The organism is Ralstonia psammae (genome assembly GCF_958405935.1).
GTDB lineage: Bacteria > Pseudomonadota > Gammaproteobacteria > Burkholderiales > Burkholderiaceae > Ralstonia > Ralstonia psammae.
Genome location: NZ_CATZBU010000002.1, coordinates 83,421 through 104,672, shown reverse-complemented (window position 1 = coordinate 104,672; position 21,252 = coordinate 83,421). Strand labels below are relative to the sequence as shown.

Sequence of the window (21,252 nt, the reverse complement as noted above, 5' to 3'; positions counted from 1 at the left end):
ACCCAGCAGCACCCCAAGAAGGTGCCAGCGGCTCAAGGTGCAGAGTGGGCTACCCGGTTTTTATTTGATGGATGCGATCAAACAGGAGAGTGCGATGTCACGCGAACTCGAAGTTCAAAAGCTGCAGAAGGAATGGGACACCAACCCGCGTTGGAAGGGCATCAAGCGGGGTTACACCGCCGAAGACGTCGTGCGCCTGCGCGGTTCGCTGCAGATCGAACACACGCTGGCCAAGCGCGGTGCCGAAAAGTTGTGGGACCTGATCAACAACGAGCCCTTCGTCAATGCGCTGGGCGCACTGACCGGCAACCAGGCCATGCAACAGGTCAAGGCTGGCCTGAAGGCGATCTATCTGTCGGGCTGGCAGGTTGCTGGCGATGCCAACAGCAACGGTGAGATGTATCCCGACCAATCGCTGTACTCGGTGGATTCCGTGCCCAAGGTCGTCAAGAAGATCAACAACACGTTCCAGCGCGCTGACCAGATCCAATGGTCTGAAGGTAAGGACGACATCGACTTCTTCGCCCCGATCGTGGCGGATGCGGAAGCCGGTTTCGGTGGCGTGCTGAACGCGTTCGAACTGATGAAGGCCATGATCGAGGCCGGCGCTGCGGGCGTGCACTTTGAAGACCAACTGGCCGCCGTGAAGAAGTGCGGTCACATGGGCGGCAAGGTCCTGGTCCCAACCCGTGAAGCCGTGAGCAAACTGGTGGCGGCGCGTCTGGCTGCCGACGTGATGGGCGTGCCTACCGTGCTGATTGCCCGTACCGATGCAGAAGCTGCTGACCTGCTGACCACCGATGTGGACGAAAACGACAAGCCGTTCTGCACCGGCGAGCGCACCGTCGAAGGTTTCTACCGCACCAAGCCGGGTCTGCAGCAAGCCATCTCGCGGGGCCTGGCCTACGCAGAAGTGGCTGACCTTGTGTGGTGCGAAACCGGCAAGCCGGATCTGGAATACGCCAAGAAGTTTGCCGAAGCCATCCACGCCAAGTTCCCGGGCAAGATGCTGGCCTACAACTGTTCGCCCTCGTTCAACTGGAAGAAGAACCTGGACGATGTCACGATCGCCCGGTTCCAGAAGGAACTTGGTGCAATGGGCTACAAGTTCCAGTTCATCACGCTGGCCGGCTTCCATGCCCTGAACTACTCGATGTTCAACCTGGCCTACGGCTATGCCCGCAACCAGATGAGCGCTTTCGTCGAGCTGCAAGAAGCCGAGTTCAAGGCAGCGGAAAAGGGGTTCACCGCAGTGAAGCACCAGCGCGAAGTCGGCACGGGCTACTTTGACGCGGTGACGCAGACCATTGAACGCGAGGCGTCGACCACGGCGCTGAAGGGTTCGACGGAAGACGAACAATTCTTCGAAGAAACGGCGCAAGCCAAGAAGGTTGCCTGAGGCTGCCGACGCATCCGGCATCCAGGCACCCGGGCCGGCCGTGCTGACCACACGCCGGCCTCTCGAACCGCGCTCCCTCAACGGCGCGGTTTTTTTCGTCTGGGCTATTGCGGCGGGTTATGCAGAACCCACTTCGCCGCAGGCCCGCACGTTCAGGCTGGCGGGCTGTGTTTCAGCGATAGACGATCACCGGAATCTCGGTATGCGTGAGTACCTTCTGTGTTTCGCTGCCCAGCAGCAGCCCGGCCAAGCCGCGCCGGCCGTGCGACGCCATGAAGATGACGTCGCAGCCGTGGCGCTCGGCCGCGTCGATGATGCCCATGTAGGGCACGGCAAAGCAGCTCATGTCGGTATCGCAGTTGATGCCGGCGCTGCGGGCGGCGTCTTCCACGTCTTTGAGCACCACGCGCGCCTGCGCTTCAACGCGCTCCTTGAACGCCTGTGGTGTCTCCACGACGATCTCGGAGAAGGGCGTGTACGGGTATTCCTCCAGGCAGGTGTAGGCCGTCAGGCGCGCGCCAAGCGTCTTGGCAAAGTCGAGCGCGCCCGCCACCGCCTTGCGCGACAGCTCGGAACCATCGGTCGGGATCAGGATGTGCTGGAACATGCGGCCTCCTAAGGCGGGATGCGGGAAGACGTTCTTGTGTTGATTGTAGGCCGCACGCGGTGTTTCACCCACTCGGGGCGATTGCTAATCCATCCCGATTAAGGCGTCCGCCCGGCGCCAGTAGGCCGGGTTGCCATACGTGTTCTTGAGGAAATCAATGAACAGACGCACGCGCAGCGGCAGGTGCTTGCGCTGCGGAAACACCGCGTGGATGCCAATCGGCGGTGCTTCGAAAGCATCGAGCACCGTCACCAATTTGCCCGTGGCGATGTCGTGCCCGACCTCCCACCACGAGCGCCATGCCAGGCCATAGCCTTGCAAGCACCACTCGCGCAGCACGGCGCCGTCCGTGCATTCCATCGTGCCAGAGACCTTCACGGTGACGGCCTTGCCGCCTTGCTGGAAGACCCAGCCTCGCTGCACGTTGGCGCTGGCGCCAAAGGCCAGGCAGTTGTGCGTGGAAAGCTGCTCCACCTGGGTCGGAACGCCACGGCGCTCAAGATACGACGGCGCAGCCACCACCACGCGGCGGTTTTCCCACAGGCGGATCGACACGAGGCTCGAATCGGGCAGGTCGCCCAGGCGGATCGCGCAATCGAAGCCTTCGTTGACGAGGTCGACCACCCGGTCGCCCAGGTCCAGCGTCATCGAGACATCCGGGTGCGTCTCGATGAAGTCCGGCACCATCGGCGCGACATGGCGGCGGCCGAAACCGGCGGGGGCCGTCACACGCAGGTGCCCGCTGGCTTTCACGCCACCTGCCGAGACGCTGGCCTCGGCGTTGTGCAGGTCATTGAGAATGCGCTGGCAATCTTCCAGGAACGCCGAACCCTCGAACGTGAGGGTGATGCGCCGCGTGGTGCGCACCAGGAGCTTGACGCCCAGGCGTTCTTCCAGCGCGTCGATGCGGCGCCCGATGATGGCAGGCGCCACGCCCTCAGCGGCGGCGGCGGCGGATAGGCTGCCGCGTGTTGCGACGGCGACGAAGGTTTCAAGCTGCTTGAAATGATCCATGCCTGATATATACCGTGGCAATCGGGGCCTGCGGGATTGTGACGAATATAAAGGTTATCACTCGTCATTCCATCGGTAAAAGTTAAAGATCAAGTGACCATTGCCGTCTTTGTGCGGTGCGTCACCTTTTCTACAATGGCCCTCGTTGCGAAGGTCGGCAAAGCATTCTGCGTGATAGAACGCGCAGCGCGTGCAAGTGCGGGGCCTTCGGGTCCGTGGAGCTTCAGATGAGTTCGATTCGCGCGGTGGTCTTCGATGCCTATGGCACGTTGTTCGACGTGTATTCCGTGGCCGCGCGCGCCGAGCAACTGTTTGCCGGCAAAGGCGAAGCGCTGTCGGTGCTGTGGCGCGACAAGCAGATCGATTACACGCGCATCCGCTCGCTGGCCGGCCCCTCGGGCGAACACTACAAGCCGTTCTGGGACATCACCGTCGACGCGCTGCGCTATGCAGCGGCACGCCTGGGCGTAGAGCTTTCCGCCCACGACGAGGCCACGCTGATGCGCGAATATGCGTGCCTGTCGGCGTTTCCCGAGAACGTGCCCGCGCTGCGCCGCTTGCGCGAGATGGGCCTGCCGCTGGGCATCCTCTCCAACGGTAACCCGCAGATGCTCGACATTGCCGTGAAGAGTGCCGGTATGTCTGGGTTGTTCGATCACGTGCTGTCGGTCGATGCGGTCAAGCTCTACAAGACCGCGCCACAAGCCTATGCGCTGGCGCCACAAGCGTTTGGCGTGCCGGCGGAACAGATTCTGTTTGTCTCGTCCAATGGATGGGATGCCTGCGGCGCGACGTGGTACGGCTTCACCACTTTCTGGATCAACCGCCTGGGGCATCCGCCCGAGGCGCTCGACGTGGCGCCCACCGCGGCCGGCCACGACATGCGCGATCTGCTGCAGTTCGTGCAGGCAACACAAGCAACGTAAGGATTTTCCAATCGGCCCAGCCATAGGGCCAAAGTAAGACAAAACGCGTTCAACCCTCACATCATTCTCTGGAGAAAACCATGGCGCTCACGCTGCCCCAAGGCATGGAGATCAAGGCCGAGATCCTGCCGGCCTATGAAGACATTCTGACCCCCGAAGCACTGGCGCTGGTCGCCAAGCTGCACCGTGCCTTCCAGCCGCGTCGTAAAGAGCTGCTGGCGGCCCGCGTCGAGCGCGCCAAGCGCCTGGACGCTGGCGAGCGCCCGGATTTCCTGGCAGAGACGAAGGCCGTTCGTGAGGGCGACTGGAAGGTCGCCCCGATCCCGCAAGCACTGCATTGCCGCCGTGTTGAAATTACCGGCCCGGTCGATGCCAAGATGGTCATCAACGCGTTCAACTCGGGCGCGGACAGCTACATGACCGACTTCGAGGATTCGAACTCGCCCAGCTGGCACAACCAGATCCAGGGTCAGGTCAACCTGAAGGCCGCCATCCGCCGCACGCTCACGCTTGAGCAGAACGGCAAGACCTACAAGCTCAACGACAAGATCGCCACGCTGCAAGTGCGTCCGCGCGGCTGGCATCTGGACGAGAAGCATGTGCTGATCGACGGCGAGCGCGTGTCCGGCGGCATCTTCGACTTCGCGCTGTTCCTGTTCCACAACGCCAAGGAGCAGATTGCCCGCGGCGCCGGTCCGTTCTTCTACCTGCCGAAGATGGAAAGCCATCTGGAAGCGCGTCTGTGGAACGACATCTTTGTGATGGCACAGAACGAGATCGGCCTGCCGCAAGGCACCATCAAGGCCACCGTGCTGATCGAAACCATCCTCGCTGCGTTCGAGATGGAAGAAATCCTGTACGAACTGCGTGAGCACAGCGCAGGCCTGAACGCCGGCCGCTGGGACTACATCTTCTCGTGCATCAAGAAGTTCAAGGTCGACAAGAACTTCTGCCTGGCCGATCGCGCCAAGGTGACGATGACGGCACCGTTCATGCGCGCCTACGCGCTGCTGCTGCTCAAGACTTGCCACAAGCGCGGCGCGCCCGCCATCGGCGGCATGAGCGCGCTGATTCCGATCAAGAACGATCCGGAGAAGAACGCCATCGCCATGGCCGGCATCATCGGCGACAAGAAGCGCGACGCGACTGACGGCTACGACGGCGGCTGGGTGGCCCACCCGGGCCTGGTCGAGCCGGCCATGAAGGAATTCGTGGCGGTGCTGGGCGACAAGCTGAACCAGTTCGACAAGCAGCGCCCCGACGTCAACGTGACCGCCGCGGACCTGCTGAACTTCCAGCCGGAAACGCCGATCACCGAAGCCGGCCTGCGCATGAACATCAACGTCGGCATTCACTACCTGGGTGCCTGGCTGGCCGGCAACGGCTGCGTGCCCATCCACAACCTGATGGAAGATGCCGCCACGGCGGAAATTTCGCGCTCGCAGGTGTGGCAGTGGATCCGCTCGCCCAAGGGCAAGCTCGAGGACGGTACGAAGGTCACGGCCGAACTCGTGCGCAAGCTGATTCCGGAAGAATTGGCCAAGGTGAAGGAGACGGGCGCGGTGGGCCACTTTGACCGTGCTGCAGAAATCTTCGAGCAGATGTCCACGTCGGAGGACTTTGCAGAATTCCTCACGCTGCCGCTCTACGAAGAAATCTAAGCGACGCTTGGGTCGCAAGGGAAACGCCGGCTGGGGAAACCCGCCGGCGTTTTTCATTTGGCGCAAGGCTCGCCAAGCCGCGCGATAATGTCGAGAAATCTTGCGGAGGCCGCTTTGCGTTTTGAACACCTGGTGGAAGTCAATGATCCACTGAACCCCCTCATCGATACGCTGACCCTGAACCAGATCTGGCAAGGCCTGGTACTGCGCGTGCGCGAGCAGACCGAATTTGTCGAAAGCCTGGACGAATGCATCATCACTGCCGAAGGCGACGGCTGGGTCGAGCGCGAACTCGTGTTTGGCAAGGCGCGCATCCAGGATCGCGTGACGCTCGAGCCGCACAAGCGCGTGACCTACACCACCGCAGCCACTGGTGAACACGCCGGCGGGTCGCTGACCATGACGATCGAGAGCAACGAGGCCAACGCCGCGTTCATCCGCTTCGTCTACGACACCACGCTGCCCAACGCCGATGAAACGGGCGACACGCGCTACGCCGAGATCGTCAAATCCGCCTACCGTGAATCCGACATCGACACCGTGCGCCGCATTCGCGAAATTGCCGCCACCGGCCGGCTCGGCTGACGTGTTCCGCCCGACCGGCGCTGGAGGAGGCGCCGGCCGGGTTTGCTCTCCCTTGGTCGTCTCACACATCACTACAACGAGACCATGACGACATTCACGCCCACCCTGGAGGCCCTGCGCGCGCGTTACGGCGAGCGCTTCAAGTGGCTCGTTCTCTTTACGCTGATGGTGGGGGCGGTGTCGTCGGTCATCTCGGCCACCATCGTCAACGTGGCGATTCCCGACCTGAGCCGCCATTTCGTGCTCGGGCAGGAACGCGCGCAGTGGGTTTCGGCCAGCTTCATGGTGGCGATGACCTTGTCGATGCTGCTCACGCCCTGGCTGCTGCTGCGCTTCGGGCTGCGGCGCACGTTCATTGGCGCGTTGCTGCTGCTGGGCGTGGGTGGCCTGGCGGGCGGCCTGTCGCCCAATTACGAAGTGATGATCGCCATGCGGGTCGTGGAGGGCATGGCGGCCGGCATCATGCAGCCGCTGCCCAACATCCTGATCCTGCGCGTGTTTCCCGAACGGGAGCAGGGCAAGGCGTTCGGTCTGTTCGGCTTTGGCGTCGTGCTGGCGCCGGCCGTGGGCCCGAGTGTGGGTGGTTTCCTGGTGGAGTTGTTCGGCTGGCGCTCGATCTTCTTTGTGGTGATGCCGTTCACGCTGATTGGCTGGGCAATGGCGCGGCGCTTCATGGCTGTCAACTCGTCCATGGCGGGCGAGCCCAAACCGCTCGATTGGCGCGGCCTGCTGCTGATTGGCGGTGCGACGGTCACGCTGCTCAACGGCCTGGTCGCGCTGCATAGCGATGCGACGCACGGCATCGTGCTGATGCTTGTGTCGGCCGTGTGTGTGGCGGGCTTCGTGTTCTGGCAGCGGCGGGTGGAGTCGCCATTGCTGGACCTGCGGCTCTTCAGCTACCGACAGTTTGCGATGGGGGCGGTGGTGGCCTTCATCTACGGGGCAGGGCTGTACGGCTCGACGTACCTGGTGCCGGTGTATATGCAGGTGGCGCTGGCGTACGCGCCGTCGCGCGCCGGGCTGGTGCTCTTGCCCGCGGGGCTGGTGCTGGCCGTGACGATCATGCTGGCCGGACGGCTGACCAATCGCATCGAGCCATTCCGGCTGGTGTCGTTCGGGCTGGCAGCGCTGGCGCTCTCGTTCTTCCTGATGGCGACCAATACCCGGGCAACGAGCTATCTGCTGCTGATCGCCATCGCCATCATCGGGCGGGTGGGGCTGGGTTTTGTGCTGCCGTCGCTGAGCCTGGGCGCCATGCGCGGCGTCGATTTCACCTTGATCCCGCAAGGCTCCAGCGCCATCAATTTCCTGCGCCAATTGGGTGGGGCGATCGGCGTCTCGGCCACGGGCATCTTCCTGCAATGGCGGCTTGCCATGCGTGGTATCGAAACCGTGCATGGTCCGACGGTCGACCCCGAGGCACGTATCCTGGCGTTCGACGAGACGTTCATCTTTCTTGGCACGCTGTGCGCGCTGGCCGTGCTGGCCGCGTGGCGCATGCGCCGGCGAGAGCTGCCGTCCGCCGTGCCCGCTGCGCAATAAAAAACCGGGCGCAGGGCCCGGTTCTTCGCATGGCGATCCGACGATCAGGTCGTCGCGCCGCTCTTCAGCTCTTCGACGAGGTCGATGTACTTTTGCTTGGCTTCGTCCTGAGACGTGCCCTTCAGGCCTTCCCAAGCCTCAAACTTGTAGCGGCCGACGATGTCGGTAAAGCCCGGCTTGTCGCCGTGCGCGTCACCTTCAGCGCCTTGCTTGTACAGAGCGTACAGGCGCAGCAGCGTCATGTTGGCGGGGCGCTCGGAGAGCCCCTTGACGTCGATTTGGGCTTGGTCGAAACGGGCTTGCAGGTCGCTCATGATGATTCCCGGCTGAAAACAATGGTCAGGCGATGATAGCGCCGGGGTTGTACGGCCGGGCCGTTTGAATTCGAGGATGGCTTCGGTTTTCTGCCCAATTTTCTGCTCGGTTTCCCAGCGGGCGGCCATGGGTTTGCGCATTCAGGCGCCACACCAGCCGGTACAATGCCGCCATGCCCTGGATTCTTGCTTTCGATACCTCCACCGAGTTCTGTTCCGTCGCCCTTGGTGACGGCACGCGCACGCTGTTCCGCCATGAACACACCGGCCCGCGCTCCAGTAGCCGCGTGCTGCCGGCGGCTTCCGAATTGCTGGCCGAGGCGGGCATCGCCCTGGCCGATTGCGCGGCGATTGCCTTTGGCGCAGGCCCCGGTTCGTTCACCGGCCTGCGCACGGCGTGCGGCGTGGCGCAGGGTTTGGCCTTCGGTGCCGATCTGCCTGTCGTGCCGGTTAACTCGCTGGTGGCGTGCGCGGAACAGACGCGCGCAACGTTGCCGGCCGGCACAGCCGTGACCATCGCCCTCGATGCCCGCATGGACGAGTGCTACTGGGCCAGCTTCGTGCCCGCCAATGTGGCGCAGGATGCCTCGGGCTGGCACGCGCTTTCCGCCATTCAGGTGAGCGGGCCGCAGAGCGTGACCGCGCCGACGCAGCCCTATTGGTTGGCGGGCAATGCGGTGGCAGTGTTCGGCGATCAGTTGAGCATGGCTGCAGGCGCCGACGCCGTCTTGCCCGAAGTCGCGCCGCACGCACGAGAGATCATCGCAGTGGGTCTGCGCCTTTTGGCAGCCGGCCATACGGTGCGACCCGAAGACGCGGCGCCGCTCTATGTGCGTGACAAAGTCGCGCTGACCATTGAAGAGCGACAGGCGGTGCAGCACGCCAAGGCCGCTGCTGCAGGTGCTCAGCCATGAGCCTGATCGAGAGCGCGCTCGCCCGCGTCATCACGCAAGCGCCGTTGCCTGCGGGCTGGCGCGCCGAGCGCATGACGGCACTCGATCTGGCCGGCGTTGCGGCGATCGAGCAGGCGGCATTCACGTTTCCCTGGTCGCGCGGCAACTTCGAGGATTCGCTCAAGTTCGGCCACCTCGGCATTGTCTTGCGTGACGGTGGCAACGAAGTCGCGGGCTACCTGATCCTCATGCCGGTGGTCGATGAAATGCACCTGCTCAACGTGACCGTTGCGCCGGCGTGGCAGCGGCAAGGGCTAGGCCACTGGCTGCTGCGCCTGGCCGCGGCGCTCACGTTGGCGCATGGCTTCGGCAGCCTGCTGCTCGAAGTGCGCCCATCCAATACTGGCGCGATTGCGCTGTATCACCGTGTCGGGTTTGCCGAGATCGGTCGGCGCAAGCGCTATTACCCGGCCGAAAACAACACGCGCGAAGATGCGCTCGTCATGCGCATGGTGTGTGAAGCGAGCGGGGTGGAGGCAGCATGAATCGTCGATCCCGAATGCTCGAAGCGCTGGGCGTTTCGACCGAATGGACATTGCGCGGGGCAGAGCCGGCTTCCTTTGACGCCGTTGAGGTCGCCGTCGCCGAGCCGGTCGCCGTGGAGGTTGACGCCACTACGTTTGTCGCTGCACAGCCTCTGGCTGTGGAGGCTGTGGCCGCGCGTGTCGAGCCGGTGGTCATGGATGTGCCGTCGGACACGGCCGGCCCGCGCGCCCAGCGCATCGCTGCGTTCGACTGGGCGCAGCTCGAAGCCGCCGTATCCGACTGCACGTCGTGCAAGTTGTGCGAGCGCCGCACGAACACCGTTTTCGGCGTTGGCGATCGTCAGGCTGAATGGATGCTGATCGGCGAGGCGCCCGGTGAGCAGGAGGACAAGCAGGGCGAGCCCTTCGTCGGTCAGGCCGGCAAGCTGCTCGACAGCATGCTGCGATCGATCGGCCTGTCGCGCGAGAGGGGCGTGTTCATTGCCAACGTGCTCAAATGCCGCCCGCCCGGCAATCGGGATCCTGAGCCGGACGAAGCGGCGATGTGCGATCCGTATCTCAAGCGTCAGATTGCACTCGTCAAGCCGCGCATCATCGTCGTGCTGGGCCGCATTGCCGCGCAGAACCTGCTGCAGACGCAGACGCCTGTCGGCAAACTGCGCGGCAAGGTGCATGAGGTGGAAGGCGTGCCCGTGGTGGTGACCTATCACCCGGCCTACCTGCTGCGTACGCTTACTGACAAGGCGCGCGCATGGGAAGACCTCTGCCTGGCGCGCAAGATCTACGCGGAGCGCGGCGGCCAGTAACTGCCGGCCGGCCGCGGCGGGCACTGCGTTAGTGGTGCTTGTCTTCGCCGATGAGCGCGGCGGTGTGGAACAGCTTTTCGTTGATGCGATGCCGGCGCATGACCAGCGCCATCGTCAGGCAGACGAAGATGCCGAACGACACGATCACCACGCTCACCGACACGTTGAGCTTGATGAGCAGCGCGTACAGGCACAGCATCAGCAGCACCGAGACGTTCTCGTTGAAGTTCTGCACGGCAATCGAGTGGCCGGCAGAGAGCAACACGTGCCCACGGTGCTGCAGCAGCGCGTTCATCGGCACCACGAAGAAGCCCGACATGGCGCCCACGATCATCAGGAACAGGTAGGCGATCATCATGTACAGCGGCAACTTCATCTCGCCGATGTGGAACGTGATTTCGGGAATCGTGTGCTTGGTGTAGAACGCCATCAGCATCACGACCGCGCCCATCGCCACGCCCACCGGCAGCACGTCGAGCGAGCGGCGCAGCGGGATCTTCACGGCGGCGGCCATGGCACCGGCGGCCACACCCACGGCCACCACGGCCTGCAGAATGGCGCCCTGCGAGAGGTTCAGCTCGAGCGATTGCTCGGCCCACTTCAGTACGATGAATTGCAGCGTGGCGCCGGCGCCCCAGAACAACGTCGTCACCGCCAGCGAGATCTGGCCCAGCCTGTCGTGCCACAGGGCATTGAAGCAGTCGGCAAACTCCGAAATGAGACGTACCGGATTCTTTTCCTGCTGCGGATAGCGTGCGCCGGTATCGGGAATGCGCGTGTTGAACAGCGCCGCGATCAGGTAGATCACCATGATCACCAGCATGGCCGCTTCGGCCGGCGTGTCGATGCGCTCCAGCCCAGGAACGTCGAATGACAGCAGCCATGCCGACACATGGTTGGAGATCAACGCCCCGCCCAGCACGGTGCCCAGGATGATCGACCCGACGGTCAGGCCTTCGATCCACCCATTGGCGGCGACAAGTTTTTCGGGAGGAAGCAATTCGGTGAGGATGCCGTACTTGGCTGGCGAATACGCTGCCGCACCGAAGCCGACCACACCATAGGCGAGCAACGGATGCAGTCCGGTCAGCATCACGCCACAGCCAATCAGCTTGATGGCATTGGTGATGAGCATCACCTTGCCCTTGGGCCGGGAATCGGCAAACGCGCCCACGAAGGCAGCAAGTAGAACGTAAGAGAGCACGAAGAACAACTTGAGCAGCGGGGTCATCCACTGCGGCGCATGCATCTCTGTCAGAAGGGCGATGGCGGCAATGAGCAGCGCATTGTCGGCGAGCGACGAAAAAAACTGCGCCGCCATGATGGTGTAAAAGCCCTTCTTCATACCTTCGAATTCGTCCCCGTAGACCGCGGTGCCATGTTCGTCTTCACGACCTGCCGGCAGCGTGCCGGCACTCGGAAAGCGCCCCCCTGGGGTGCCGGCCAAGCGGTGCGTCGGCTGACTGGCCGCACAGCGCACAGGTGCGCGGTGGCGGCATTGAAACCAGCGCCCGCGCGGGCTCCCCTAGTTGTGGTTCCCGTGGACGGGGCCCGTTCGGTGCTGCAAGACACGCATCGCCGGGCAACCGCGGGAATCTTCACTGACAGGCGTTCGGGCCATGCGTTCCGCCCGCAGCTTGTTTTGGTCTCGCCTGTTTGCATGGTTAAACCGGATGTGACGCCACCGTGCAAAAAGAAGTGGCTGGTGCCCAACTTTCCTCATGCCGACAGCGCATCACAACTGTTTTCCCATGCCTAAATTGAACGGCTTTATATCATGAAACTTGTGCGCTTCCGGTGACGGCGGCGCACTTTCTTTTTTGGCACGCTGATGACAGGCGCGAACCAGTTGGCGTCCTGTGGTCAAATAGAACGCTCGCCGCGTGAGGCCGGGCGCACCGGCCCCGCACAGCCTATTTGCTTGTTGCATTGCAGCACCGACGCCGCGCCACGAGCGCGCCATCGCATTCACGTTTTGCAGGTTTGCCGTTATGCCAAGACCCATCCAGGCCGTTATCCACGGCCCAGCACTTGCCAATAATCTCCAGGTTGCCCGCCGCCATGCGCCCAACTCGCGCGTGTGGGCTGTCGTCAAAGCAAACGCGTACGGCCACGGCATCGAACGCGTGTATGAAGGTCTGCGCCAGACCGATGGTTTCGGTCTGCTCGACCTGGACGAGGCCGTCCGCCTGCGCCAGCTCGGCTGGCAGGGGCCGGTTCTCTTGCTCGAAGGTTTTTTCAAGCCGGAAGATCTGGCCATCGTTGAGCAGTACCGCCTGACCACCACCGTCCACTGCGAAGAGCAACTGCGCATGCTGGAACTGGCCCGCCTGAAAGGTCCCATCAGTGTGCAGCTCAAGATCAATACGGGCATGAGCCGCCTGGGCTTTGCGCCCGCCGTATACCGCACCGTATGGGAGCGCGCACGCACCATTTCGGGCGTCGGCACGATCGTCCACATGACACATTTTTCTGATGCCGACGGCCCGCGCGGCATTGAGCATCAGTACACCGCGTTTGAGCAGGCTACGCAGGGTTTGCCCGGCGAGGCGTCGCTTTCCAACTCCGCGGCCACGCTGTGGCATCCGAAAGCGCATCGCGACTGGGTGCGCCCGGGCGTGATCATGTACGGCGCATCGCCCACGGGGGTGGCGGCGGACATTGACGGCACCGGCCTGATGCCGGCCATGTCGCTCAAGAGCGAGCTGATTGCCATTCAGGATCTGCAGCCGGGCGCCACGATCGGTTACGGCTCGCGCTTTACCGTGGAGCAGCCGATGCGCATCGGCATCGTCGCGTGTGGTTATGCCGATGGATACCCGCGTCATGCGCCGGGCTGGGACGGCAACCATACGCCGGTGCTGGTGGACGGCGTGCGTACGCACATCGTGGGCCGCGTGTCGATGGACATGATTACCGTGGACCTGACCGGCGTGCCCGAGGCGCGCGTCGGCACGCCCGTCACGCTCTGGGGCGAGGGCCTGCCGATCGACGACGTCGCACAGGCCTCCGGCACGGTGGGTTATGAGCTGATGTGCGCACTTGCGCCGCGCGTGCCGGTATCGGTTGAACCAGTCAGTACGGCAGACGCCAGCGACCTGGGCAAGGCCGCTTGAGCGCGGCACCGTAAATACAAAGACCAAGCGGCGGCCGCCCATGCGCGGCGCCGTAAGCAGGGGGTTGTTTGGCCAAGAGCAAGACGGTCTATACGTGCACCGAGTGCGGGGGCACGGCGCCGAAATGGGCGGGGCAGTGCCCGAATTGCCAGCAGTGGAACACGCTGGTGGAGACTGTCGCACAGCCGACGTCCGGCGCCGGCGCGCGCTTCCAGTCGCTGGCATCGAGCGCGACGGTGCGCAAGCTGTCCGACATCGACGCGGTGGATGTGCCGCGCTTCTCCAGCGGCATCGACGAATTTGACCGCGTGCTGGGCGGTGGCTTGGTGAGCGGCGGCGTGGTGCTCATCGGCGGCGATCCGGGGATCGGCAAATCGACGCTGTTGCTGCAGGCGCTTTCGAACCTGTCGACGGATCGGCGAGTGTTGTACGTGAGCGGCGAGGAGTCCGGGTCGCAGATTGCACTCCGTGCGCGCCGCCTGGGCGTCGAGAGTCCAAACCTAGCGTTGCTGGCCGAGATCCAGCTTGAGCGCATCCAGGCGACCATCGAGGTGGAAAAGCCCGAGGTGGTCGTCATCGATTCGATTCAGACACTGTATTCCGAGGCGCTGACATCGGCGCCGGGCTCCGTGGCGCAGGTGCGCGAATGCGCGGCGCAACTTACGCGCATTGCCAAGCGGCTGGATGTGACGACCATCCTGGTTGGCCATGTGACCAAGGAAGGTGCGCTGGCGGGCCCGCGTGTGCTGGAACACATCGTCGACACGGTGCTGTATTTCGAGGGCGATACGCATTCCGCCTACCGGCTGGTGCGCGCGTTCAAGAACCGTTTTGGCGCCGTCAACGAACTGGGCGTGTTTGCGATGACGGAACGTGGCCTGCGCGGCGTGGCAAATCCGTCGGCGCTGTTTCTCTCGCAGCACGAGCAGGTGGTGCCCGGGTCGTGCGTGCTGGTGACCCAGGAGGGCACACGGCCGCTGCTGGTGGAAATCCAGGCGCTGGTAGATACGGCGAACGTGCCGAACCCGCGTCGCCTGGCGGTGGGCCTGGAGCAGAACCGGCTGGCGATGTTGCTGGCGGTGCTGCACCGTCATGCCGGTATTGCGTGCTTTGACCAGGACGTATTCCTGAACGCTGTGGGCGGGGTGAAGATTACCGAGCCGGCGGCGGATCTGGCGGTGCTGCTGGCGATACATTCGTCGATGCGCAACAAGGCGCTGCCGCGTGGGCTGGTGGTGTTTGGCGAGATCGGCCTGGCAGGGGAAATCCGCCCGACGCCGCGCGGCCAGGAGCGTTTGAAGGAAGCTGCCAAGCTGGGCTTCTCGATTGCCGTGATCCCGAAATCGAATGCGCCCAAGCAGTCCATCGACGGGCTCGAGGTGATTGCCGTCGAACGCATTGAGCAGGCCATCGACCGGGTGCGGGCACTGGAAGCTTGATTGTTCAAAATCTTGCAACGGTATCGCTGGCGCCATTTGAAAATGGGCGTGCCGCTGCGGTGCGATAATCCGCCAACTTTTCTCCACGACTCCTCTGAACTGACGCCGCCATGCAAGCCAACTCGCGCGCCTTTTTCCTGCTGATTGCCGTGATCTCCTTCGGGGTGGTCGGTTATGCGCTGTACCTGCAGCACGTCGAGGGCCTGCAGCCGTGCCCGCTGTGCATCCTGCAGCGGTTCGCGTTCCTGGGCATCGGCGTGTTCTCGCTGCTGGCGGCGTTGTCGTCGGCCACGCGGCTGCTGTGGCACGGGCTGGGGATGCTGTCGGGGCTGGCCGGCCTGTGCGTGGCGGGGTATCACGTATCGCTGCTGCTGAACCCGAAGGCAACGTGCGGCATCGACCCGATCGAAAACTGGGTCAACGCGCTGCCCACTGCCAAATGGTTGCCGCAGGTGTTCGAAGCCGATGGGTTGTGCGTGGGGCCGATGCCGCCGGTGCTGGGCCTGTCGGTGCCGGTGTGGTCGCTGATCTGGCTGGTGATTCTGTCGCTGACGCTGGTGGTGGGGATGATCCGCCGCGAGCGCCGCTGAGCCGGAGCCACAGATCATGCAACGCGTGCTGGTGAGTGCCTGCCTGCTGGGCCAACCGGTGCGCTATGACGGCGGCACGGTGGTCACTGAAGGCGGGATCCTGGCGCGCTGGCAGATGGAAGGGCGCATCGTGCCGATCTGCCCCGAGATGGCCGGCGGTTTGCCGGTCCCGCGTCTGCCCGCGGAAATTCACGGCGAAGGTGGTGGTGCGGCCGTGTTGCGCGGCGTAGCCCGTGTCGTCGAGCACCACGGCCACGATGTCACCGAAGCGTTTGTGCAGGGCGCGCAACGCGCCCTGGAGGCGGCGCAGGCGGCCGGCGTGCAAGTCGCCGTGCTCACCGAGCGCAGTCCGTCCTGCGGTTCTACGTTTCTCTACGATGGAACGTTTTCCAGCCAACTCCAGCCCGGCGAGGGTGTGACCGCGGCGCTGCTGCGCCAGCACGGCATCCGCGTGTTCAGCCAGCAGCAGTTGGAAGACGCTGGGCGCTTGCTCGATGCGCTGGACCGCGCCGATTCGTCAATCGGCAAACCGTAGCGGCAGGGCCAGCTGCACGGGCTCGCCGTTTTCCTGGACTACGCTGTTGCGCTCGACAAAGAGCGGATGCTGCAGCGCTTCTTCCATGCGCAGCACGGGCGTGACACAGCAATCGGCATCGGCAAAACGCGCGGTCCATTCGGCTTGCGTCGCGGTGAGGAACAGCGCGGCAAGCTCGTCGCGGATGGCGCGTGCCTCCTCGCCACCGACGCGCTGGCCGAGTGCCCAGTGCCTGTCTTTCCATTCGGGCTTGCCGATGACTTCGCACATGACCTGCCAGAACTTCAGTTCGAGTGCGCCGACGGCCATGAAGCGATCGTCCGCCGTGCGGTACACGCCGTAGCACGGCACACCGCCGTTGAGTAGATCGGTGCCGGCGGGGCTGGCCTTGCCGCGTGTGCCGACCGCAAAGAACGCCATGAGGTTGTGCGCGAACACCGAGTCCGTCATCGATACGTCGACGTAGCGGCCGTGGCCGGTGGCGCGCGCGTCGACCAGCGCGGCCAGGATGCCGACCACCGCCGTGAGCGCACCGCCCAGCAGGTCGCCGATCTGCACGTTGGGGACGATGGGCGTGCCGTCCGCGCTGGCGAGCTGATCGAGCATGCCCGCATAGCCGACGTAGTTGATGTCGTGGCCGGCGGCTTGCGCGAGCGGTCCGTCCTGGCCGTAGCCGCTGATGGAACACATGACGAGCGCGGGGTTGGCCGCGCGCAGCGTGTCCCAGCCGACACCGAGGCGCGCCATGACGCCAGGGCGGAAGCTTTCGATCAGCACATCGGCGTGGCGAACGAGTTCGATGAGGGCTTCGCGGTCTTCGGCGCGTTTCAGGTCGAGCCGCATTTCGGTCTTGCCGCGATTGAGCGAGCGGAAGAACAGGCTCGGTCGTTCGGCCGCGCGATCGGCGCAGGAGCGCATCATGTCGCGGGCATAGTCGCCGGGGCCCGGGTCTTCGATCTTGATGACTTCTGCGCCGAGGTCGGCCAGGTGGCGCGTGGCGGCCGGGCCGGGAAGCAGTCGCGTGAGGTCGAGCACGCGCACGCCGGCCAGTGGCGGGTGCGTGGCGGTGTCCGGCGAGGACGATGTCATCGACAGGTCTCCTTGGCCGGACGCGCCGGCCTTAATTGATGTGTTCGAGTTGTTCGTGCAGTTCGAGCCAGCGTTCTTCCAGCGCGTCAAGTTCGGCGTTGAGTTCGGCCTGGCGGCGCAGGCTTTCCATCATGCGTGTCTTGTTGGCCTCTTCATACGCGGCGCCATCGGCGAGGAAGGCTTCGATGTCCGACTTTTCCTTCTGCAGCGGCGCCATGCGCTTTTCGATGGCGTCGACGTTCTTCTGCAGCGGGCGGCGCAGCGCGTTCAGGCGCTGGCGCTGCTCGGCCTCTTCGCGCTTCTGGTCACGCCGATTGACGGCCGGCGCGCCATCCCCATCGGCCGGAGCTGCCGGCGCGCTGGCGGCGGCACGCTTGGCAGCGGCTTGCTTGAGCAGCCAGTCGCGGTAGTCGTCCAGGTCGCCGTCAAACGGGGCGACGGTGCCTTGGCCGACGAGCAGGAACTGGTCGGTCGTGGCGCGCAGCAGGTGCCGGTCGTGCGAGACGAGGATCAGCGTGCCGTCGAACTGGGCCAGCGCCATCGTCAGCGCTTCACGCGTGTCGAGATCCAGGTGGTTGGTCGGCTCATCGAGCAGCAGCAGGTTGGGGCGTTGCCAAACGATCAGGGCGAGCGCCAGGCGTGCCTTCTCGCCCCCGGAGAACGGCTCGATGGGGGAGGTTGCCATGTCGCCGCGGAAGTTGAAGCTGCCGAGAAAATCGCGCAGCTCCTGCTCACGTACGTCGGGTGCCAGGCGCGCCAGATGCAGCAGCGGCGACGCGTGGTCGTCCAGCGTTTCCAATTGGTGCTGGGCGAAGTAGCCGATCTGCAGGCCCTTGCCGCGGCGGATCGTGCCGGACAGCGGCGCCAGCGTTTCGGCAAGCGTTTTCACCAGCGTCGACTTGCCTTGGCCGTTGGCACCCAGCAGCCCGATGCGCTGGCCGGTCTGGATCGAGAACGTCAGGTGTTTGAGGATGGTGATGGGCTGATCAACGCTTGGGCCGGGATAGCCGCAATCGACGCCTTCAAAGGTGAGCATCGGGTTGGGCGCGGCATCGGGTTCGCGGAATTCAAACGAGAAGCCCGCCGCCGCGTGCACGGGCGCGAGGCGCTCCATGCGCTCGAGCGCCTTGACGCGGCTCTGCGCCTGCTTGGCCTTGCTGGCCTTGGCCTTGAAGCGCGTGATGAACGATTCGAGGTGCGCGATCTGCTTCTGCTGGCGCGCGTACGACGCCTCCTGCAGTGCCATCTGCTGCAGGCGCTGCGTCTCGAACTGCGTGTAATTGCCGCCGTAGCGCTTGAGCTTCTGGTGCTCGATATGCAGCGTGACGTTGCACACGCCGTCGAGGAATTCGCGGTCGTGCGAAATCATCACCAGCGTGCCGGCGTAGCGCGACAGCCAGTCTTCCAGCCAGACCACGGCGTCGAGGTCCAGGTGGTTGGTGGGCTCATCGAGCAGCAGCAGGTCGGACGGGCACATCAGCGCCTGGGCCAGATTCAGGCGCATGCGCCAGCCCCCGGAGAAGCTCGCCACCGGTTGTGTGGTCTGCGCCATCGTGAAACCGAGGCCGAGCAGCAGCGCCTGCGCACGCGCCGGCGCGGTGTAGCCGTCGGCATCGGCAAACGCGGTATGGGCTTCGGCCTGGGCGTGACCGTCGTGCGCGGCTTCGGCGGCAGCGAGGCGGCGTTCGATGTCGCGCAGGCGGGTGTCGCCGTCGAGCGTGTAGTCGAGCGCGCTGCGATCAACGGCAGGCGTTTCCTGTGCCACGTGGGCAACCTGCCAGGTGGGCGGGATGGCGACTTCGCCGCCGTCGGCGTGCAATTCGCCGCGCAGCATGGAGAACAGTGTGGATTTGCCGCTGCCGTTCACGCCGACAAGGCCGACCCGTTCACCGGGGTTGAGGGTGGCGGTGGCGTGGTCGAACAGCACCTTGGTGCCGCGCTGGAGGACGAGGTCGTCGAATCGGATCACGAAAAACTGCGCTTGAAGGCAAATCGGAGAAGGGTGCGATTGTAGCGTGCTGCGTCGCACGATCCTGGCGCGCCGTGGATGTTCGGACTGGTGCATTGCACCGTGACGAGGCCGTGCTCGCCCGCAATCCGTGCGCGGGCTTTCGACCTAGGGAAAACCATAGGTCATCGTGAAAGTTTTTTTCTTTACATGGCCGGTTCATGAAAATACATTTACACAAAATTTTCACGGCCCAGGAACATGGCGAAATCCACCAGCAAGCGTACGGATGTGTCGAAAGGCGCATTTGCCGCCGATGCGACCGTTTCCGAGCGCATAGGAGCGGCCCTTGCCACGCTCACGCCTGCGCACCAGCGCATGGCGCAATACGTGCTGGCGAACCCGTTCCGCGCCGCCACCATGCGCATCGACGAGTTTGCCGCCGCGGTGGACATGTCGATTGCCACGGCCAACCGCTTTGCGCTGGCGCTGGGCTTTGACGGCTATCCGCAGTTCCGCGCCGGGCTGCTGCGCGGCTTCGAGGCGACGCTCGCACCGGTAGAAAAATTGCGCCATGAGCTGGCGCGCCCGGCCACCAGTGCGGAGATCTTTGCCGCCTCGCTCAACGAAGACATCGCCAACCTGGATGCCACGCGCCGCATGCTCGATGCCGCAGCTTGCGAACGCGCGGTAGACGCCATCCTGTGCGCACAGCGCATCTACGTGATGGGCTTTGGCGCCAGCGGCTACCTGGCGGGCCTGCTGCGCCATGGACTGGATCTGTACTGCGACACGGTGATCTCCGTTTCGCAGCCGGGCGGCGCATCGGATGCGGCGCGCCAGTTGCGCAAGATCGGGCCGAAGGATCTGCTGATCGCCATCGCATTTCCGCGCTATGCGGCGGACACCATCACGCTGGCCAAACAGGCGGGCAAGCAAGGCTGCCAACTGTTGGCACTGACCGACAGCCCCACGTCGCCGCTCGCGCCGCTGGCCGACATTGCGTTGTATGCGCGGCCGGAGCGCCAGTTCTCGGCGACATCTGACACGGCTGCTGTGGCGCTTTTCGAAGCGCTCTGCGGCGCGGTGGCGCATCGCTCGGCGCATTCGCTGGAATCGGCCGAGCGCCTGACTGAATTCGTGCTGCCGTGGCTGCATACCAGCCAAGTGCCGCGCACCAATGACGCGGCGGGCGCCACAGGCACACCGACGCCCCCCCGACGCGGCCGCAAACGCACCGCTGAAAACTGATTTACATCGAGCCACGCATGACTACGCCCATCCTCGCCATCCACGGCGGCGCCGGCACCATCACCCGCACGGCGATGAGCGCCGATAAGGAAGCCGCTTACCAGCAGGCGCTCAACGACATCCTGGCCGCAGGGCAACGCATCCTCGTGGAAGGCGGTAGCGCCCTCGATGCCGTGACCGAAGCCGTGCGCTTGCTCGAAGAGTGTCCACTGTTCAACGCCGGCAAGGGCGCGGTGCTCACCAGCGCCGGCACGTACGAACTCGACGCGTCGATCATGGATGGCGCCACGCTGGCCGCCGGTGCCGTCACCTGTGTCAAGCGCCTGCGCAATCCGATCCTCGCGGCCCGTGCCGTGATGGAGCGCAGCGAACACGTGCTGTTCACCTCCGAAGGCGCCGAGGCTTTCGCGCAGGCGCAGGGGCTGGAGTTTGTCGAGCCGGACTACTACTACACCGAAGCGCGCTACGCCCAATGGCAGCGCGCCCGCCAGCAGGACGGCATGGCGCTGCTCGATCACGATGCCGCGTCGCTCGTGGCCAGGGAAGTTGCACCCATCGACCCGGACAACAAGTTCGGCACCGTGGGCGCCGTGGCATGCGACGCGCAAGGGCGTCTGGCGGCGGCCACCTCCACGGGCGGCGTCACCAACAAGAAGGTCGGCCGCGTGGGCGATACGCCCATCGTTGGCGCGGGTTGTTTTGCGAACGACGTTGCGGCGGTGTCGTGCACCGGCACGGGCGAGATGTTCATCCGGGCCGTGGCCGCCTACGACGTGGCCGCGCAGATGGAATACGCCGGCAAGTCTCTGGCTGATGCAAGCGACGACGTGGTCATGCGCAAGCTGATGGCTATCAACGGCCGCGGCGGCCTGATTGCCGTGGACGCGCAGGGCAACGTCGCCTTGCCGTTCAACACAGAAGGGATGTACCGCGGCTTCGCACGCGGCGCGCAAGCGCCCGTTGTGTCGATCTATCGGTAAGAAGCAGCCAAG

The 21,252-nt window shown here is 64.4% G+C and carries 21 protein-coding genes; 14 read left to right on the top strand and 7 right to left on the bottom strand.

The window, feature by feature from the left end; all coding sequences use genetic code 11:
- The first annotated feature begins 94 nt into the window (after positions 1-94).
- Positions 95-1,399, top strand: coding sequence for an isocitrate lyase (gene aceA / locus R2N16_RS04120; protein ID WP_024975843.1), 1,305 nt, complete (start codon positions 95-97; stop codon positions 1,397-1,399).
- Between the two features lie 172 nt (positions 1,400-1,571).
- Here aceA and R2N16_RS04115 read toward each other — a convergent pair whose 3' ends face one another.
- Together R2N16_RS04115 and R2N16_RS04110 are read right to left on the bottom strand one after the other, a co-directional pair.
- On the bottom strand, positions 1,572-2,006 hold the full coding sequence (locus tag R2N16_RS04115) for a universal stress protein (protein ID WP_048932252.1): 435 nt from the start codon (positions 2,004-2,006) through the stop codon (positions 1,572-1,574).
- A gap of 84 nt (positions 2,007-2,090) precedes the next feature.
- Positions 2,091-3,020: a LysR family transcriptional regulator gene (locus tag R2N16_RS04110; protein ID WP_004626580.1), complete on the bottom strand. Its 930-nt coding sequence runs from the start codon at positions 3,018-3,020 to the stop codon at positions 2,091-2,093.
- Positions 3,021-3,247: 227 nt separating this feature from the next.
- On the opposite strand from R2N16_RS04110, the gene R2N16_RS04105 reads away from it, so the two are divergent.
- The 4 genes from R2N16_RS04105 to R2N16_RS04090 all read left to right on the top strand — a co-directional run bounded on the left by R2N16_RS04105 (position 3,248) and on the right by R2N16_RS04090 (position 7,734).
- A complete protein-coding gene (locus R2N16_RS04105) occupies positions 3,248-3,946 on the top strand; it encodes a haloacid dehalogenase type II (RefSeq protein WP_012761859.1) in 699 nt (232 codons plus the stop codon).
- An 80-nt stretch (positions 3,947-4,026) separates the two neighbouring features.
- The gene (gene aceB / locus R2N16_RS04100) at positions 4,027-5,607 is read left to right on the top strand and encodes a malate synthase A (protein ID WP_316664296.1); all 1,581 of its coding nucleotides are present in this window, start codon (positions 4,027-4,029) and stop codon (positions 5,605-5,607) included.
- Positions 5,608-5,721: 114 nt separating this feature from the next.
- Positions 5,722-6,192: an SRPBCC family protein gene (locus tag R2N16_RS04095; protein WP_232042998.1), complete on the top strand. Its 471-nt coding sequence runs from the start codon at positions 5,722-5,724 to the stop codon at positions 6,190-6,192.
- 84 nt (positions 6,193-6,276) lie between these two features.
- Entirely contained in the window at positions 6,277-7,734 is a 1,458-nt protein-coding gene (locus R2N16_RS04090) for a DHA2 family efflux MFS transporter permease subunit (RefSeq protein ID WP_316664295.1), read from the top strand.
- A gap of 44 nt (positions 7,735-7,778) precedes the next feature.
- On the opposite strand, the gene R2N16_RS04085 is transcribed toward R2N16_RS04090, so the two are convergent.
- Positions 7,779-8,048, bottom strand: coding sequence for an acyl-CoA-binding protein (locus tag R2N16_RS04085; protein WP_004626591.1), 270 nt, complete (start codon positions 8,046-8,048; stop codon positions 7,779-7,781).
- Between the two features lie 173 nt (positions 8,049-8,221).
- On the opposite strand from R2N16_RS04085, the gene tsaB reads away from it, so the two are divergent.
- From tsaB to R2N16_RS04070, 3 genes are read left to right on the top strand one after another with little or no spacing between them, the layout of a single operon-like run.
- On the top strand, positions 8,222-8,962 hold the full coding sequence (gene tsaB, locus R2N16_RS04080) for a tRNA (adenosine(37)-N6)-threonylcarbamoyltransferase complex dimerization subunit type 1 TsaB (protein WP_316664294.1): 741 nt from the start codon (positions 8,222-8,224) through the stop codon (positions 8,960-8,962).
- Entirely contained in the window at positions 8,959-9,486 is a 528-nt protein-coding gene (gene rimI, locus R2N16_RS04075) for a ribosomal protein S18-alanine N-acetyltransferase (protein WP_316664293.1), read from the top strand. The genes tsaB and rimI overlap by 4 nt, the downstream gene beginning before the upstream one ends.
- A complete protein-coding gene (locus tag R2N16_RS04070; protein WP_316664292.1) occupies positions 9,483-10,292 on the top strand; it encodes a uracil-DNA glycosylase in 810 nt (269 codons plus the stop codon). The genes rimI and R2N16_RS04070 overlap by 4 nt, the downstream gene beginning before the upstream one ends.
- Positions 10,293-10,320: 28 nt before the next feature.
- Here the strand turns inward: R2N16_RS04070 and lplT are convergent, their stop codons facing one another.
- Complete coding sequence (lplT, locus tag R2N16_RS04065) at positions 10,321-11,637, bottom strand: lysophospholipid transporter LplT (RefSeq protein ID WP_316664836.1); 1,317 nt, start codon at positions 11,635-11,637, stop codon at positions 10,321-10,323.
- A 390-nt stretch (positions 11,638-12,027) separates the two neighbouring features.
- The gene (locus tag R2N16_RS04060) at positions 12,028-12,297 is read right to left on the bottom strand and encodes a hypothetical protein (RefSeq protein WP_316664291.1); all 270 of its coding nucleotides are present in this window, start codon (positions 12,295-12,297) and stop codon (positions 12,028-12,030) included.
- On the opposite strand from R2N16_RS04060, the gene alr reads away from it, so the two are divergent.
- The 4 genes from alr (at position 12,284) to R2N16_RS04040 (ending at position 15,972) form a co-directional block, all read left to right on the top strand.
- Positions 12,284-13,408 carry an alanine racemase gene (gene alr / locus R2N16_RS04055; RefSeq protein WP_316664290.1) on the top strand — a complete coding sequence of 375 codons (1,125 nt, stop codon included), beginning with the start codon at positions 12,284-12,286 and terminating at the stop codon, positions 13,406-13,408. The two genes, R2N16_RS04060 and alr, sit on opposite strands and share 14 nt — an antisense overlap.
- A gap of 68 nt (positions 13,409-13,476) precedes the next feature.
- Complete coding sequence (gene radA, locus R2N16_RS04050; protein WP_316664289.1) at positions 13,477-14,847, top strand: DNA repair protein RadA; 1,371 nt, start codon at positions 13,477-13,479, stop codon at positions 14,845-14,847.
- A gap of 110 nt (positions 14,848-14,957) precedes the next feature.
- On the top strand, positions 14,958-15,437 hold the full coding sequence (locus R2N16_RS04045; RefSeq protein WP_024975827.1) for a disulfide bond formation protein B: 480 nt from the start codon (positions 14,958-14,960) through the stop codon (positions 15,435-15,437).
- A 16-nt stretch (positions 15,438-15,453) separates the two neighbouring features.
- Complete coding sequence (locus R2N16_RS04040) at positions 15,454-15,972, top strand: 2-thiouracil desulfurase family protein (protein WP_316664288.1); 519 nt, start codon at positions 15,454-15,456, stop codon at positions 15,970-15,972.
- Here R2N16_RS04040 and R2N16_RS04035 read toward each other — a convergent pair.
- Positions 15,955-17,061, bottom strand: a complete 1,107-nt coding sequence (locus tag R2N16_RS04035) for a CaiB/BaiF CoA transferase family protein (protein WP_316664287.1) — start codon at positions 17,059-17,061, stop codon at positions 15,955-15,957. The genes R2N16_RS04040 and R2N16_RS04035 overlap by 18 nt on opposite strands.
- Before the next feature lie 31 nt (positions 17,062-17,092).
- Positions 17,093-19,030 (bottom strand): ATP-binding cassette domain-containing protein, encoded by a 1,938-nt coding sequence (locus R2N16_RS04030; protein ID WP_316664286.1) that lies wholly within the window; start codon positions 19,028-19,030, stop codon positions 17,093-17,095.
- Positions 19,031-19,270: 240 nt separating this feature from the next.
- On the opposite strand from R2N16_RS04030, the gene R2N16_RS04025 reads away from it, so the two are divergent.
- Together R2N16_RS04025 and R2N16_RS04020 are read left to right on the top strand one after the other, a co-directional pair.
- Positions 19,271-20,260, top strand: a complete 990-nt coding sequence (locus R2N16_RS04025; protein ID WP_316664285.1) for a MurR/RpiR family transcriptional regulator — start codon at positions 19,271-19,273, stop codon at positions 20,258-20,260.
- A 17-nt stretch (positions 20,261-20,277) separates the two neighbouring features.
- Positions 20,278-21,240: an isoaspartyl peptidase/L-asparaginase family protein gene (locus R2N16_RS04020; protein ID WP_316664284.1), complete on the top strand. Its 963-nt coding sequence runs from the start codon at positions 20,278-20,280 to the stop codon at positions 21,238-21,240.
- The last annotated feature ends 12 nt before the right edge of the window (positions 21,241-21,252 follow it).

Coding starts and splice junctions, on each gene's coding strand:
- aceA (WP_024975843.1), top strand. CDS start 95: ATGTCACGCGAACTCGAAGTTCAAAAGCTGCAGAAGGAATGGGACACC.
- R2N16_RS04115 (WP_048932252.1), bottom strand. CDS start 2,006: ATGTTCCAGCACATCCTGATCCCGACCGATGGTTCCGAGCTGTCGCGC.
- R2N16_RS04110 (WP_004626580.1), bottom strand. CDS start 3,020: ATGGATCATTTCAAGCAGCTTGAAACCTTCGTCGCCGTCGCAACACGC.
- R2N16_RS04105 (WP_012761859.1), top strand. CDS start 3,248: ATGAGTTCGATTCGCGCGGTGGTCTTCGATGCCTATGGCACGTTGTTC.
- aceB (WP_316664296.1), top strand. CDS start 4,027: ATGGCGCTCACGCTGCCCCAAGGCATGGAGATCAAGGCCGAGATCCTG.
- R2N16_RS04090 (WP_316664295.1), top strand. CDS start 6,277: ATGACGACATTCACGCCCACCCTGGAGGCCCTGCGCGCGCGTTACGGC.
- R2N16_RS04085 (WP_004626591.1), bottom strand. CDS start 8,048: ATGAGCGACCTGCAAGCCCGTTTCGACCAAGCCCAAATCGACGTCAAG.
- tsaB (WP_316664294.1), top strand. CDS start 8,222: ATGCCCTGGATTCTTGCTTTCGATACCTCCACCGAGTTCTGTTCCGTC.
- rimI (WP_316664293.1), top strand. CDS start 8,959: ATGAGCCTGATCGAGAGCGCGCTCGCCCGCGTCATCACGCAAGCGCCG.
- R2N16_RS04070 (WP_316664292.1), top strand. CDS start 9,483: ATGAATCGTCGATCCCGAATGCTCGAAGCGCTGGGCGTTTCGACCGAA.
- lplT (WP_316664836.1), bottom strand. CDS start 11,637: ATGAAGAAGGGCTTTTACACCATCATGGCGGCGCAGTTTTTTTCGTCG.
- alr (WP_316664290.1), top strand. CDS start 12,284: ATGCCAAGACCCATCCAGGCCGTTATCCACGGCCCAGCACTTGCCAAT.
- R2N16_RS04060 (WP_316664291.1), bottom strand. CDS start 12,297: ATGGGTCTTGGCATAACGGCAAACCTGCAAAACGTGAATGCGATGGCG.
- R2N16_RS04045 (WP_024975827.1), top strand. CDS start 14,958: ATGCAAGCCAACTCGCGCGCCTTTTTCCTGCTGATTGCCGTGATCTCC.
- R2N16_RS04040 (WP_316664288.1), top strand. CDS start 15,454: ATGCAACGCGTGCTGGTGAGTGCCTGCCTGCTGGGCCAACCGGTGCGC.
- R2N16_RS04035 (WP_316664287.1), bottom strand. CDS start 17,061: ATGACATCGTCCTCGCCGGACACCGCCACGCACCCGCCACTGGCCGGC.
- R2N16_RS04025 (WP_316664285.1), top strand. CDS start 19,271: ATGGCGAAATCCACCAGCAAGCGTACGGATGTGTCGAAAGGCGCATTT.
- R2N16_RS04020 (WP_316664284.1), top strand. CDS start 20,278: ATGACTACGCCCATCCTCGCCATCCACGGCGGCGCCGGCACCATCACC.